Origin of the sequence: Streptomyces yunnanensis (assembly GCF_029011865.1) — a bacterium.
Classification (GTDB): Bacteria; Actinomycetota; Actinomycetes; order Streptomycetales; family Streptomycetaceae; genus Streptomyces; species Streptomyces yunnanensis.
The window spans coordinates 793,606-809,977 of the sequence record NZ_CP095749.1; the positions used below are offsets into that span (position 1 = coordinate 793,606).

Consider the following 16,372-nt stretch of genomic DNA (forward strand, 5'->3'; position numbering starts at 1 on the left):
AAACCTTCCTCAGATGTGGTGCGCGCGAGCGACGGGAGTCGGGCGGGTCAGGAGTCCGCCTGCCGGCCGAGCTCGTGGTCGATGAAGGCGAGGACCTCTTCGGCGCTCGCCGCTTCGATGCGGTCGTCGACGGTCGTCGCACCGCCGTCCTGCCGGGTGCCGTCCCACTGCGCCAGCAGGTGCCGCAGCCGTCCGACGACGCCCTGTCGGGTGGCGTCGTCCGCGCGCTCCGGCGACAACTCGGCGGCGATCCGGTCGAGTTCGGCCAGCGGGGAACGGTCCGGGCCGGCCGCGCCCCCGCCGGGCAGCGTCGACGCGAGGTGCCGGGCGACCGCGTCCGGCGTCGGGTGGTCGAAGACCAGGGTGGCCGGCAGCCGGGCCGCGGTGGCGGTGGCCAGCCGCGTCCGCAGTTCGACCGCCATCAGCGAGTCGAAGCCCAGCCGGTTGAAGTCCCGTTCGGCCGGGACGGCGTCCGCCCCGGAGTGGCCGAGCACCGCGGCCGTCTCGGTGCGGACCAGGTCGAGCAGCGCCTGATGCCGCTGCTCGGTGTCCAGGGCGGCCAGCCGGCGGGCCAGTCCCCCGGCGTGCCCGGCCGCGGCCGCCGTGCGGCGCCGGCCGCGCACCAGGGCACGCAGCACCGCGGGGACCTCGCCGGCGCCCGGTGCGGCGGCGCCACCGGCGAGCCGCACCGCCACCGCGAACCCGTCGCCGCGGGCGCCGGCGGCGTCGAACAGGGCCAGGCCCCCTTCCGGGGTGAGCGGCGGCATGCCGGAGCGCTCCAGGCGGGCCAGGTCGGCGGCGCCGAGGGTGCCGGTCATGCCGGCGTCCTGCGCCCACGGTCCCCAGGCCAGCGACAGGCCGGGCAGGCCCTGGGCGGCGCGGTGCGCGGCGAGCGCGTCGAGGAACGTGTTGCCGGCGGCGTAGTTGCCCTGGCCGGGGCCGCCGGTGACACCGGCGACCGAGGAGTACAGCACGAACCCGGCCAGGTCGCGGTCGCGGGTGGCGTCGTGCAGGTGCCAGGCGGCGTCCGCCTTGGCGCGCAGGACGGTGTCCAGCCGCTCGGGCGTCAGGGTGCCGACGGTGGCGTCGTCGAGGACGCCGGCGGTGTGCACGACGGCGGTCAGCGGGTGCTCCGGCGGCAGTTGCGCGAGGAGCCGGTCCAGTGCGGCGCGGTCGGCCACGTCGCAGGCGGCGACGGTCACCTCTGCGCCGAGGGCGGCCAGTTCGTCGCGCAGGGCCCTCGCGCCGGGGGCGTTCGGGCCGCGGCGCCCGGCGAGCAGCAGGTGCTTGATGCCGTGTCCGGTGACGAGGTGGCGGGCCAGGAGGCCGCCCAGGCCGCCGGTGCCGCCGGTGATCAGGACGGTGCCGTCGCGGTCCCAGTCCCGCACCGGGTGTCCGGCGGCGGCCTCGGGTCCGTCGGCGGCCCGGGTCAGCCGGGCGACGGTGAGCGTGCCGGCGCGCACCGCGGCCTGGGTCTCGCCCGCGTCGAGCAGCGCCGCCAGGGTGGCCGGCGCGGCGGCGCGGGCGGCTCCCGCGGGATCGGCGGGGTCGAGGTCGAGCAGCAGGAGGCTGCCGGGGTGTTCGGACTGCGCCGAGCGGACCAGGCCCCAGACCGGGGCCGCCGCCAGGTCGTGCACGTCCTCCGCCCCGGCGGCGACGGCGCCACGGGTGACGATCACCAGGTGGCTGTCGGCGGTGCGGGCGTCGGCGGTCCAGCGCTGCAGCAGCTCCAGCACCGCCGTGGTGGTGCCGCGCACCGCGGCGGGCAGGTCGCCTTCCCCGGTCGGCTCGCCCAGCACCGGCGCGAGGACGAGCCGGGGCAGCGGCGCACCGCCGTCCAGCAGCGCGGCCAGCGACGCGACGCGCCCGGGCGCGTCGCTCGTGATCCGCGACTCCCCGTCCAACTCCGCGAGTTGACCGCCGAGGACGGCGTAGGGGAGGTGGTCACCGCCGGTGTGTGCGGCCTGCGGCGCGGGCACCCAGTCCAGGTCGAGCAGGGTCGCGCCGCCATCGGCCGCCCCGGCCCCCGACCGGTCGACGGTGGGCGTTCCCAGGGTGAGCCCGGTGACGGAGACGACCGGAGCGCCCTGGGGGTCGGTGGCCTCCAGGGCCCAGGTGTCGGTGCCGTCCGGGGTGAGGCGGACCCGCAGGGCGGTGGCGGACGCGGCGTGCAGGGCGAGGCACCGCCAGCCGACGGCGTCCAGGGTGGCGTCGCCGTCCAGCAGGCCGCCGGCGCGGACCGCGGTGTCCAGCAGCGCCGGGTGCAGCGCGAACGCCCGCTCCGCCGGGCCGGGTTCGGGGAGCTCGATCTCGGCGCAGAGTTCGTCGCCCCGCTGCCAGGCCGCCGCGATCCCGGCCGGGCCGGTGGCGGTGGGCAGGGCGTCGAGCGGCACGGCGCGCTCCGGCGGCCAGACGGTGTCGGGCGCCGGGGGCCGCGGGGTGTCGCGGGTGAGGACCGCGGTGGCGTGCAGCGTCCAGGGGCGGTCGGGGGCGTCGTCGGGTCGGGCGTGCACGGACAGCGCGCGCCGGCCGGTGTCGTCGGGGGCGGCCACCCGGACCTGGAGGCGCTGGGCCGCCGCGCCGGTGAGGACGAGCGGTGCGGCGACGGTCAGTTCCGCCACGGTCGGGCAGTCGGCCTGGTCGCCGGCGCGGACGGCGAGTTCGGCGAGGACCGCGGCCGGCAGAACGGTGCGGCCGTCCGCCTCGTAGGCCGCGAGCCACGGCTGGGCGGTGGTCGACAGTCGGCCGGTGAGCAGGATCTCCGCGGATCCGGCGACGGTGGTCGCGGCCCCGAGCAGCGGGTGCCGCCCGGCTTCCAGGCCGAGCCCGCCGGCGTCGCCGGGGGCCTGTGCGGCGAGCGAGGGCCAGTACCGCTCGCGCTGGAAGGCGTAGGTGGGCAGGGCGGTCCGCCGCCCGCCGGTGCCGGCCAGGACCGCGGTCCAGTCGATGTCCACGCCGGCCACGTGGAGTTGGGCGGCGGCGGTGAGGGCGGTGTGCTCCTCGGGGCGGCCCTTGCGCAGGGCGGGCACCACTTCGGCGTCCGTGTCGAACAGGCAGGCCGCGGCCAGGGCGGACAGTACGCCGTCGGGGCCGATCTCCAGGAAGGCGGTGGCGCCGCGCCCGGCCAGTGCCCGGACGCCGTCGGCGAACCGCACGGTCGCCCGGACGTGCCGCACCCAGTAGTCGGCCACGCACAGCTCCTCCGCCGTGGCCACCTCACCCGTCACATTGGACACCACCGGGATACGCGGCCGACGGTAGTCCACACCCTCCGCGACGACCCGGAAAGCATCCACCATCGGATCCATCAACGGCGAGTGGAAAGCATGACTGACCGCCAACCGACGGACCCGCCGCCCCCGCCCCACCAACTGATCCACAACCCGCCCAACAGCCGCCTCCACACCGGAGACCACCACCGACACCGGACCATTGACCGCAGCGATCGCCGCCCCATCGACCAACAGCGACACCACCTCCGCCTCAGCCGCCTCCACCGCAACCATCACGCCACCCACCGGCAACGCATCCATCAACTCAGCCCGCGCCACCACCAAACGACACGCATCCACCAACGAGAACACCCCGGCCACATACGCCGCCGCAATCTCACCCACCGAATGCCCCGCCACAAACTCCGGCCCCACCCCCCACGAGACCACCAACCGGAACAGCGCCACCTCCACCGCAAACAAAGCCGGCTGCGTAAAACGCGTCCGATCCAACAACTCCGACCCCTCGCCCCACATCACCTCCCGCAACGACACACCCCCACCGGCAACAGAGCCCAACTCCGCGTCCAACACAGCCACCACCTCGTCGAACGCCTCCGCGAACACCGGGAAAGCAGCATGCAGTTCACGCCCCATCCCCGACCGCTGAGCACCCTGCCCCGAGAAGAGGAACGCGGTGCGGCGTTCGCGGGCCTCGGCGCGGGCGGCCGTGGTGATGCCGTCGGGCGCGGCCAGCAGGACCGCCCGGTGTTCGAAGGTGGCGCGGCCGGTGACGAGTGAGTGGGCGACGTCGGCGGGCGGCAGGTCCGGGCGCTCGGCGGCGAACGCCCGCAGCCGCGCGAGCTGCGCGTCGAGCGCGGCGGCCGATCGGGCCGAGACGACCCACGGGAGGACGGCGGGCGTCCGGGTGGGGCGGTCGGCAGGGGCCACGGGGGTGGGCTCGGCGGGCGGCTGCTCCAGGATGACGTGGGCGTTGGTGCCGCTGATACCGAACGAGGAGACCCCGGCCCGACGCGGACGGTCCGTCTGCGGCCAGGCGGTCCGCTCGGTGAGCAGCCGCACCGCGCCGGCCGACCAGTCGACCCGGGTCGAGGGCTCGGTGACGTGCAGGGTGCGCGGCAGCGTGCCGTGTTGGAGGGCCAGCACCATCTTCATCAGGCCCGCGGCGCCGGCGGCGGCCTGGGTGTGGCCGATGTTGGACTTCACCGAGCCGAGCCACAACGGCCGGTCGGCGGGCCGGTCCTGGCCGTAGGTCGCGAGCAGCGCCTGGGCCTCGATGGGGTCGCCGAGGACGGTGCCGGTGCCGTGCGCCTCGACCGCGTCCACGTCGGCCGTGGACAGCCCGGCGCCGGCCAGCGCCTGCCGGATGACCCGCTGCTGGGCAGGGCCGTTGGGCGCCGTCAAGCCGTTGGACGCACCGTCCTGGTTGACCGCCGAGCCGCGCACCACGGCGAGGATCCGGTGGCCGTTGCGGAGCGCGTCGGAGCGGCGTTCGACGACGAGGACGCCCACACCCTCGGACCAGCCGGTGCCGTCGGCGGAGTCGGAGAACGCCTTGCAGTGCCCGTCCGGCGCCAGGCCGCCCTGCCGGGTGAAGCCGGCGAAGCTCGTCGAGGTCGTCATGACGGTGACGCCGCCGGCCAGGGCCAGGGAGCACTCCCCCGCACGCAGCGCCTGGACGGCCCAGTGCAGGGCGACGAGCGACGAGGAGCAGGCGGTGTCGACGGTGACGGCCGGGCCCTCGAAGCCGAAGGCGTAGGCGAGGCGGCCGGAGATCACGCTGGCGGCCAGTCCGGTGCCGGCGTGCCCCTCGACGTCCTCCTGGGCGCGCAGGACGAGGCCGGCGTAGTCCTGGCCGTTGGTGCCGACGAAGACGCCGGTGCGGCTGCCGCGCAGCTGGGTCGGGTCGGTTCCGGTGCGTTCGACGGCCTCCCAGGCGGTCTCCAGCAGCAGCCGCTGCTGCGGGTCCATGGCGAGCGCCTCGCGCGGGGAGATGTCGAAGAAGCCGGGGTCGAAGTCGGCCGCGTCGTAGAGGAAGCCGCCGACCTCGGTGGCGCTGTGGCCCTGGCCGTCGCCGGCGAGCACGTCGAGGTCCCAGCCTCGGTCGGTGGGGAACGCGTCGATGCCGTCCCGGCCCTCGGCGAGCAGCTGCCAGAACTCCTCGGGGGTGGTGACGCCGCCCGGGAAGCGGCAGGCCATGCCGACGACGACGATCGGGTCGTCGTCCGCAGCGGGGACCGGTGCCGGCGGGGCCGCGGGGGCGGATTCCGGCCGGTCGCCGGTGAGTTCGGCGCGCAGGTGGTCGGCGAGCGCCCGCGGGGAGGGGTGGTCGAAGACGAGGCTGGGCGGGAGGGCCAGGCCGGTGGCGGCGGCGAGAGCGGTGCTCAGTTCCACCGCGGTCAGCGAGTCGAAGCCGAGGTCGCGGAAGGGTTTGTCGGCCCGGATGGCGTCGGCACCGGTGTGGCCGAGGACCGTCGCGGCCGTGGTCCGCACCAGGCGGAGGAGGACGGCGTGGCGGTCGGCGGGTGCGGTGCCGGCCAGTTGGTCGCGCAGGTCGGCCGCGGCGTCGGCTCGGCGGCGGTCCGCCTCCTGGACCGCGCGGGCCGCGCTGCGGGCGGCGGGCAGCCGGCTCAGGAGCGGGCTGGGGCGCAGGGCCAGCAGGGATTCCAGGAGCCGCGGCTGCTGGAGGTCGGCGAGGACGAGGGTGGGCTGCGGCTCGGTCACGGCGCGGGCCAGGGCCGGGACGGCGAGGTCGGGGGCGAGCAGGCCGACGGGGTCGGTGCCGGGACGGGTGTGGCGGGCGGCCATGCCGTCGCCGGCCCAGGCGCCCCAGGCGATCGAGGTGCCGGCCAGGCCCTGGGCCCGGCGGCGGGCGGCGAGGGCGTCGAGGACCGCGTTGGCGGCGGCGTAGCCGGCCTGGCCGGGGTTGCCGACGGCGCCGGCGACGGACGAGAACAGCGCGAAGACGGCCAGGTCGGTGTCCCGGGTCAGCTCGTCGAGGAGGGCGGCGGAGGCCACCTTGGCGCGGAAGACCGTGGCGAACCGGTCCGGGGTGAGGCCGGTGAGCACGCCGTCGTCGAGCACTCCGGCGGTGTGCACCACGCCGGTCAGCGGGCAGTCCTGCGGTACCTCGGCGAGGACCCGCGTCAGCTGCTCCCGGTCTGCGGCGTCGCAGGCCACGAGGGTGACGCGGGCGCCGAGAGCGGTGAGTTCGGTGGTGAGTTCGGCCGCGCCGGGCGCGTCGGGGCCGCTGCGGCTGAGCAGCAGCAGGTGCTCGGCGCCGTGGGCGGCGAGCCAGCGGGCGGTGTGCCGGCCGAGGGCTCCGGTGCCGCCGGTGATCAGGACGGTGCCGGTCGGCTGCCACCCGGTGCCGGGGGCGTCGTCGGGTGCGGGCGCCGGGATGATCCGGCGGCCGTAGGCGCCGGTGGCGCGCAGCGCGAGCTGGTCCTCGTCGCCGGCATCGGCCAGTGCGGCGGGCAGTCGGCGTGCGGTGCGCTCGTCGAGGTCGGCGGGCAGGTCGATCAGTCCGCCCCAGTGGCGCGGGAGTTCGAGGGCGGCGATCCGGCCGAGGCCCCAGACGGCGGCCTGGGCGGGGGCGGTCGGCCGCTCGTCGGGGAGCGCGGCGACCGCGCCCCGGGTCAGGGCCCACAGCGGGGCCGGGAGGTCGGTGTCGGCGAGGGCCTGGACGAGCGCGGCGGTGGCGGTGGTGCCGGCCGGTACCGCGTCGTCGCCGCTGGTCTCGTCGAGCGCGAGCAGGGAGACCACGGTGGTCGGGGCGGTGTCGTGGACCGCTTCGGTGAGCAGGGCGGCGAGCGCGGCCCGGTCGGTGCCGTCGGCCGGGACGTCCACCCGGCGGGCGTCCGGGCCGAGGGCGGCGACGACGTCGGCGACCCAGGGGTCGGTGGTCGCGGCGGCGGGCACCAGCACCAGGACGCCGCCGGTGTGCGGCGTGCCGACGAGCGACAGCGGTTCCCAACTCTCCCGGTGGCGCAGGGCGTTGGTGGCCGAGGCGGTGCGGCGCCGGGTGCGCCAGGCGGACAGTGCGGGCAGCACGGCGCCGAGCTGGTCGCCGTCGATGTCCAGGTGGGCGGCGAGCGCGGTGGCGTCCGCGCGCTCCACTGCGGCCCAGAACTCCGCGTCCGCGGCATCCGCGCCGCCGCCCGCGGGATCGGCGGCCAACTCCGGCCAGTACCGTTCGCGTTGGAAGGCGTAGGTCGGCAGGTCGGTGCCGCGCGCCCCGGTGCCGGTCAGGGCGGCGCTCCAGTCGACGGTCACGCCGGCGACATGCAGCCGGGCCAGTCCGGCCAGCAGGGCGCTCTCCTCGTCGCGGTCCTTGCGGAGGGCGGGCGTCACGAGCGCCTCGGCGGGCAGGACGCCGCGGGCGAGCGCGGACAGTACGCCGTCGGGGCCGATCTCCAGGAAGGCGGTGGCACCGCGCCCGGCCAGTGCCCGGACGCCGTCGGCGAACCGCACGGTCGCCCGGACGTGCCGCACCCAGTAGTCGGCCACGCACAGCTCCTCCGCCGTGGCCACCTCACCCGTCACATTGGACACCACCGGGATACGCGGCCGACGGTAGTCCACACCCTCCGCGACGACCCGGAAAGCATCCACCATCGGATCCATCAACGGCGAGTGGAAAGCATGACTGACCGCCAACCGACGGACCCGCCGCCCCCGCCCCACCAACTGATCCACAACCCGCCCAACAGCCGCCTCCACACCGGAGACCACCACCGACACCGGACCATTGACCGCAGCGATCGCCGCCCCATCGACCAACAGCGACACCACCTCCGCCTCAGCCGCCTCCACCGCAACCATCACGCCACCCACCGGCAACGCATCCATCAACTCAGCCCGCGCCACCACCAAACGACACGCATCCACCAACGAGAACACCCCGGCCACATACGCCGCCGCAATCTCACCCACCGAATGCCCCGCCACAAACTCCGGCCCCACCCCCCACGAGACCACCAACCGGAACAGCGCCACCTCCACCGCAAACAAAGCCGGCTGCGTAAAACGCGTCCGATCCAACAACTCCGACCCCTCGCCCCACATCACCTCCCGCAACGACACACCCCCACCGGCAACAGAGCCCAACTCCGCGTCCAACACAGCCACCACCTCGTCGAACGCCTCCGCGAACACCGGGAAAGCAGCATGCAGTTCACGCCCCATCCCCGACCGCTGAGCACCCTGCCCCGAGAAGAGGAACGCAGTGCGGTGCGGCGTCGCCGCTCCCCTGGCGACCTCGGGCAGGTCGAGGGCTCCGGTCGCCGGGTCGCCGACGATGGCGAGCAGGACGGCGCGGTGTTCGAAGAGCGAGCGGCCGGTGGCGAGGGTGTGGGCGGTGTCGAGCGGCGCCAGGGCGGCGGCGGTGCGCAGCCGGTCCAGTTGGGCGTCGAGGGCGGCCGGGGTCTGCGCGGAGACGGGCCAGGCCACCACGGTGGGCGCGGGCCGGCCCGGGTCGGCGGTGGGGGTGGGGGTGGGCTCGGCGGGCGGCTGCTCCAGGATGACGTGGGCGTTGGTGCCGCTGATACCGAACGAGGAGACCCCGGCCCGACGCGGACGGTCCGTCTGCGGCCAGGCGGTCCGCTCGGTGAGCAGCCGCACCGTGCCCGCCGACCAGTCCACGTGCGAGGACGGTTCGGTGAGGTGCAGGGTCTGCGGCAGGGTGCCGTGGCGCATGGCCATGACCATCTTGACCAGCCCGGCCGCGCCGGCCGCGGACTGGGTGTGGCCGATGTTGGACTTCACCGAGCCGAGCAGCAGCGGGTGTTCGGGGTCGCGGTCGGTGCCGTAGGCGGCGATCAGGGCCTGGGCCTCGATGGGGTCGCCGAGCGGGGTGCCGGTGCCGTGCGCCTCGACGGCGTCCACGTCGGCGGGGTTCAGGCCCGCGTTGGCCAGGGCCTGCCGGATGACGCGCTGCTGGGCGGGGCCGTTGGGCGCCGTCAGACCGTTGGACGCACCGTCCTGGTTGACCGCCGAGCCGCGCACCACGGCGAGTACGCGGTGGCCGGCGCGCCGGGCGTCGGAGAGGCGTTCCAGGACGAGGACGGCGGCGCCCTCGGACCAGCCGGTCCCGTCGGCGGAGTCGGAGAACGCCTTGCAGCGGCCGTCCTGGGCGAGGCCGCCCATCCGGGAGAAGCCGGTGAAGTTGGCGGCGGTGGTCATGACGGTGACGCCGCCGGCCAGGGCCATGGTGCACTCCCCCGCGCGCAGCGCCTGGGCGGCCAGGTGCAGCGACACCAGGGAGGAGGAGCAGGCGGTGTCCACGGACAGGGCCGGGCCCTCCAGGCCGAGCGCGTAGGCGAGGCGGCCGGAGACGACGCTGACGGCGAGGCCGGTGGTGGCGTGGCCGGCGATGTCGTCGCGGGAGCGCATCACGAGGCCGGCGTAGTCCTGGCCGCTGACGCCCATGAACACGCCGGTGTGGCTGCCGCGCAGGGTCTGCGGGTCGATGCCGGCGCGCTCGGCGGCCTCCCAGGCGACTTCGAGGAGGATGCGCTGTTGCGGGTCCATGGCCAGGGCCTCGCGCGGCGAGATGCCGAAGAAGGCGGCGTCGAAGTCGGCGATGTCGCGGAGGAATCCGCCCTGGCCGGTGCGTGCGCCGGGGGCGCCGCCGAGCGGCGGGTGGCGGTCCCATGCGCGGTCGGCGGGGAAGCCGGTGATCGCGTCGGTGCCGGATGCCACCAGGTCCCACAGCTCCTCGGGGGAGCTGACGCCGCCGGGGAAGCGGCAGCTCATGCCGACGATGACGACCGGGTCGTGCTCCGGGTCCGCGGCCTGTGCGGCGGCGGTGACGGTCACCGGGGCGTCCGCGCCGAGGAGTTCGTCGTGCAGGTAGACGGCGAGGCGGTCGGGGGTCGGGTAGTCGAAGATAAGGGTGGCGGGCAGGGTGAGGCCGGTGGCCTTGCCGAGTCGGTTGCGCAGTTCGATGGCGGTCAGCGAGTCGAAGCCGAGTTGGCGGAACTCGCGGCGGGCGTCCACGGGGTCGGTGGAGCCGTGGCCGAGGACGGTGGCGGCCTCGGTGCGCACCAGCTCGACGAGGAAGGGGGTGCGCTCCTCCTCGGGCCGGGTGGCAAGGCGTTCGGCGAGGCCGGCGCGGGAGACGCCGGCGGTGCCGGCCCGGGCCCGGCGGCCCGCGGTGCGGACCAGGCCGCGCAGCACGGCGGGAACGCCGACCCCGGCGGGCAGCGCACCGCCGGTGAGGCCGAGCGGGACGATCAGGGGTTCGTCGGCGGCGGTGGCGGCGTCGTAGAGGGCGAGGCCGCGTTCGGCGGTGAGCAGCGGTTGGCCGCCGGCGTCGCTGACCCGGCGCAGGTCGTGGTCGGTCAGTGCGCCGGTCATGCCGGCGCCCTGTTCCCAGGCGCCCCAGGCCAGCGAGGTGGCGGGCAGGCCGAGGGCGTGTCGGTGGGCGGCGAGCGCGTCGAGGAAGGTGTTGCCGGCCGCGTAGTTGGCCTGGCCCGGTCCGCCCATGACGCCGGCGGTGGAGGAGTAGAGCACGAAAGCGGCCAGGTCGAGGTCGCGGGTGAGGTCGTGCAGGTGCCAGGCGGCGTCCACCTTGGGCCGCAGGACGGTGGCGAGGCGGTCGGGGGTCAGGGCGGTGAGGGTGCCGTCGTCCAGGACGCCGGCGGTGTGCACGACGGCGGTGAGGGGGTGGTCGGCGGGCACGGTGGCGAGCAGCGCGGCGAGCGCGGCGCGGTCGGCGACGTCACAGGCGGCGAGGGTGACCTCGGCGCCCAGGGCGGTCAGTTCGGCGTGGAGTGCGGCGGCGCCGGGCGCGTCGGGGCCGCGCCGGCCGGCCAGCAGCAGGTGGCGGGCGCCGTGCTCGGTGACCAGGTGGCGGGCGAGCAGGCCGGCCAGGCCGCCGGTGCCGCCGGTGAGGAGCACGGTGCCGTCGGGGTCGAGGGGTTGCGGCACGGTGAGCACGATCTTGCCGATGTGCTGGGCCAGGCTCATGAAGCGGAACGCCTCGCCGGCGCGGCGCACGTCCCAGCTGCGGACCGGCAGCGCGGCCAGCGCGCCGCGGTCGAACAGCTCGACGAGGTCGAGCAGCATCCGCTGGATGTGTTCCGGATCGACCATGCCGAGGTCGAAGGAGTGGTAGGTGAGGCCGTCGGGGACGGAGTCCGCGGCGCGGATGTCGGTCTTGCCCATCTCCAGGAACCGGCCGCCGTCGCCCAGCAGCCGCATCGAGGCGTCGACGAACTCACCGGACAGCGCGTTCAGCACCGCGTCCAGGCCGCCGTCGCCGGCGACCTCGGCGAATGCCGCCTCGAAGTCGAGGGTGCGGGAGGAGGCGATGTGGTCGTCGGCCACGCCCAGCGAGCGCAGCACGTCCCACTTGCCCTCACTGGCCGTGGCGAACACCTCGGCACCGACATGCCGGGCGATCTGGATCGCCGCCATACCGACACCACCGGCACCGGCGTGCACCAGCACCTTCTCCCCCGCCCGCAGACCACCCAACTCCTTCAGGGCGTAGTACGCGGTGAGGAACACCAACGGCACCGAGGCACCCGTCTCCCAGGACCAGTCGGCCGGGACGGGGGTGAGCAGCCGGGCGTCGGCGATGCCGAGCGGTCCGAAGCCGCCGAAGAGCATGCCCATGACCCGGTCGCCGGGTGCCAGGCCGGTGACGTCCGGCCCGACCTCGACGACCACACCGGCCGCCTCCGAACCGAACAGCCCCGCATCCCCCGGATACATCCCCAACGCGTTCAACACGTCACGGAAATTCAGGCCCGCGGCGCGGATGCCGACGCGGACCTCGTGGCCGGTGAGGGGTCGTCGGGCCTCGGGGTGGGGCAGCAGGGCGAGGCCGTCGAGGCTGCCCTTGGCGCGGCTGCCCAGGCGCCAGGGGGTGCCGGGCGGCGGGACGAGGCCGCGGCCGGAGTCCAGGCGGGCGAGCCGGCCGACGCGGACGGTGCCCTCGCGGACCACGGCCTGCGGCTCGTCGGCGTCCAGGAGGGCCGGCAGCAAGGGGAGTTGGGCGGCGGACTCGGCGGTGTCGTCGAGGTCGACGAGCAGCAGTCGGCCGGGGTTCTCGGACTGGGCGGAGCGCACCAGGCCCCAGACCGGGGCGGCGGCCAGGTCGAGCGGGCCGCGCTCGCCGTCGGCGACCGCGCCGCGGGTGACGAGCAGCAGCCGGGAGCGGGCGAAGCGGTCCTCGGCCAGCCATTCCTGGAGCAGGGCCAGGACGGTGCGGGTCAGGTCGTGGGCGCCGGCCGGCCCGTGGTCGGTGGCGCCGCGCAGCGGTACCGCGACCACGTCGGGCACCGGCCGGTCGTCGCCGGCGGCGAGTTCGCCGAGGGCGTCCACACCGTTGTGGAGCTCCGCGACGGTGTCGGGGCCGGCGGCGGTGAGCGCCTCGGTCAGGCCGAGCGGGTCGGTGCCGAGGACGGCCCAGGTGGCGGGGGTGGCCGGGGCGTGGACGGTGCGGGGCGTCCAGTCCATGCGGAAGAGGGAGTTGGCGTCGGTGCGCTGGTCGGCGGTGCCGGCGTCGGGGCCGGCGGCGCGCAGCGTCAGCGATTCGACGGAGACGACGGGGCGGCCCTGCGGGTCGACGGCGGTGATCTCCACGGCGTCGGGGCCGCAGCTGGTGATCCGGACGCGCAGCGCGTCCGCGCCCGCGGCGTGCAGGGACACGCCGTTCCAGGCGAACGGCAGGAGGCTGCGGTCGTCGCCGTCGGCGGAGGCGAAGAGGGTGCTGTGCAGGACGGCGTCGAAGAGGGCCGGGTGCAGGCCGAACGCGTCGGCGTCGGCGGTGCCTTCGGGCAGGGCGACCTCGGCGTAGATCTCGGTGTCGCGGCGCCATACGGCGCGCAGACCGCGGAAGACGGGCCCGTAGTCGAGGCCGTTGGCGCGGTAGCGGTCGTAGAGGCCGTCGATGTCGACGGGCTCCGCGTCGCCGGGCGGCCAGGTGGTGGTGTCGAGGGCGAGGACGCGCTCGCCCTCGGTGATCCGACCGGTGGCGTGCTGGGTCCAGGCGGCGTCCGGGTCGTCCCCGGGCCGGGTGAAGAAGCGCAGGTCACGGCCGCCGTCGTCATCCGCGGCGCCGACCGCGATCTGCATCTGGACGGTGCCGGTGGCGGGCAGGATCAGCGGCGCGGCGAGCATGAGTTCCTCGACCCGGTCGCAGCCGACCTGGTCGGCGGCGCGGACGGCCAGTTCCAGGAAGCCGGTGCCGGGGAAGAAGACCATGCCGCCGACGACGTGGTCGGCGAGCCAGGGGTGGGTGGCGAGCGACAGGGTGCCGGTGAGCAGGAGTTCGTCGGACCCGGCGACGGACATGGCGGCGCCGAGCAGCGGGTGGTCGGCGGCGGTCAGGCCGAGGCCGGTGGCGTCGGCGGGCCGGTAGGTGGCCTTGGGCCAGTAGCGCTCGTACTGGAAGGCGTAGGTCGGCAGGTCGGTGCGGTGGGCGCCGGTGCCGGCGTAGAACGCCGTCCAATCCACCGGGACGCCGGCGGTGTGCAGCCGGGCCAGTGCGGCGACCGCGGCGGGCTCCTCGTCGCGGTCCTTGCGCAGGACGGGGACGGAGAGGGTGTCGGGGGCGGACTGCTGGGCCAGGGCGGCGAGCGTGCCGTCCGGGCCGAGTTCGAGGAAGGCGCCGACGCCGGCGTCGGCGAGGGCGCGGATGCCGTCGGCGAAGCGGACCGCCTCGCGGACGTGCCGGACCCAGTAGTCGGCGGTGCCGAGCAGGGTGCCGTCGGCGACCGCGCCGGTGAGGTTGGAGACCACCGGGATCTGCGGTTCGCCGTAGGACAGGCCCTCGGCGACCGCGCGGAACTCCGCGAGCATCGGGTCCATCAGCGGCGAGTGGAAGGCGTGGCTGACCCGCAGCCGGGTGGTGCGGCGGCCCTGTTCGGCGAGGCGGGCGGCGACGGCGAGGGTGGCGGTCTCGTCGCCGGAGACGACGAGCGAGGTGGGACCGTTGACCGCGGCGATCGCGACGCCGTCGATGAGAAGCGGGGCGACCTCGTCCTCGGTGGCTTCGATGGCGACCATCGCCCCGCCGCGCGGCAGCGCCTGCATCAGCCCGGCGCGGGCGGCCACCAGTGTGCAGGCGTCCTCCAGGGAGAACACCCCGGCGACGTGTGCGGCGGCGATCTCGCCGATGGAGTGGCCGGCGACGAAGTCCGGGGCGACGCCCCAGGATTCGATCAGGCGGTACAGCGCGACCTCGACGGCGAACAGGGCGGGCTGGGTGAAGCCGGTCTCGTTCAGCGGCGCGTCGTCGGTGCCCCAGATCACCTCCCGCAGGGAGCAGCCCAGTTCGGCGTCGAGCAGGTCCACGGTGGTGTCGAGGGCCCGGGCGAACACCGGGAAGCGGGCGTGGAGTTCGCGGCCCATGCCCGGGCGCTGGGCGCCCTGGCCGGAGAAGAGGGCCGCGCAGCGGGTGCGTCCGGCGGCATGTCCTTCGTGGGTGTCGGGGGCGGTGCCGTGCGCCAGCCAGGCGGTCAGGGCGTCCCGTCCGGCGGTGCCGTCGGTGCCGGTGACGACGGCGAGCCGGTGCTCCAGGGCGGCGCGGGTGGTGGCGAGGGAGAACGCGGTGTCCAGGGCGGTGGGCGCGCGGTTGCCGTCGGGGCGGTCGAGGTGGTCGAGCAGCGCGGTGGCCTGGTCGCGCAGGGCGGCGCCGGTGCGGGCGGAGAGCAGCCACGGCAGTGTCTGCGGGGTGCGGGGCGGGGTGTCGTCGGCGGCGGTCCGGGCGGGGGTGTCGGGGGCCTGTTCGACGATGACGTGGGCGTTGGTGCCGCTGACGCCGAAGGAGGAGATGCCGGTGCGGCGCGGCCGGCCGGTCTCCGGCCACGGGTGGGCGTCGGTGAGGAGTTCGACGCTGCCGCTGGTCCAGTCGACATGGGTGGAGGGCCGGTCGACGTGCAGGGTCTGCGGGAGGACGCCGTGCCGCATCGCCATGATCATCTTGATCACTCCGGCGACGCCGGACGCGGCCTGGGTGTGGCCCATGTTCGACTTGATCGAGCCGAGCAGCACCGGGCGGGCGCGGTCCTGGCCGTAGGTGGCGAGGATGCTCTGCGCCTCGATGGGGTCGCCGAGCGGGGTGCCGGTGCCGTGCGCCTCGACCGCGTCGATGTCGCCGGTGGCCAGGCCGGCGTTGGCGAGGGCCTGGCGGATGACGCGCTGCTGGGAGGGGCCGTTGGGGGCGGTGAAGCCGTTGGAGGCGCCGTCCTGGTTGACGGCGGAGCCGCGGACCACGGCGAGCACCGGGTGGCCGTTGCGCTGGGCGTCGGAGAGCCGTTCCAGCAGCAGCACGCCGGCGCCCTCGGACCAGCCGGTGCCGTCGGCGGCGTCCGCGAACGCCTTGCAACGGCCGTCCCGGGCCAGCCCGCCCTGGCGGCTGAACTCGACCAGCGAGCCCGGTGTGGCCATCACGTTGACGCCGCCGGCCAGCGCCATGCCGCACTCGCCGTTGCGCAGCGCCTGCACGGCCAGGTGCAGGGCGACCAGCGACGAGGAGCAGGCGGTGTCGACGGTGAGCGCGGGGCCTTCGAGGCCGAGGGTGTAGGAGAGCCGGCCGGAGGCGGCGCTGGCGGCGATGCCGGTGCCGACGTCGCCGGTGGCGTCGTCCAGGGAGCGGACGAGCAGGTAGGCGTAGTCCTGGCCGTTGGTGCCGATGAACGCGCCGGTGCGGGTGGCGCGCAGCGTGCCGGCGTCGATACCGGCCCGCTCGACGGCCTCCCAGGCGGTGGTCAGCAGGAGCCGCTGTTGCGGGTCCATGGTGACCGCCTCGCGCGGCGAGATCCCGAAGAAGCCGGGGTCGAAGTCGGCGATGCAGTCCAGGAATCCGCCGCGCTGGCTGACGTCGGTGTCGCGGGCGTCGGTGCCGCTGTTGCGCAGCGCGTCCAGGTCCCAGCCGCGGTCGTCGGGGAATCCGGAGATCACGTCGGTGCCGGTGGCGACCATCTCCCACAGCGCTTCGGGGGAGTCGACGGCGCCGGGGAAGCGGCAGGCCATGCCGACCACGGCGATCGGTTCCTTGGCCGCCGCGACCAGCATCCGGTTCTGCCGCCGGAGCCGGTCGGTCTCCTTGACCGCGGCGCGGAGTGCGGCGACTACGTTGTTCTCGGGGTTCTCGGGCGCGTTCATCGTCTGCTCCATCAATCGCG

Annotated in this window: 1 protein-coding gene; it reads right to left on the minus strand. The window is 75.7% G+C overall.

The features are described from left to right. Positions 1 to 47 precede the first annotated feature (47 nt). Complete coding sequence (locus MOV08_RS03295) at positions 48 to 16,352, minus strand: type I polyketide synthase (protein ID WP_275306129.1); 16,305 nt, start codon at positions 16,350 to 16,352, stop codon at positions 48 to 50. Between the last annotated feature and the right edge of the window lie 20 nt (positions 16,353 to 16,372).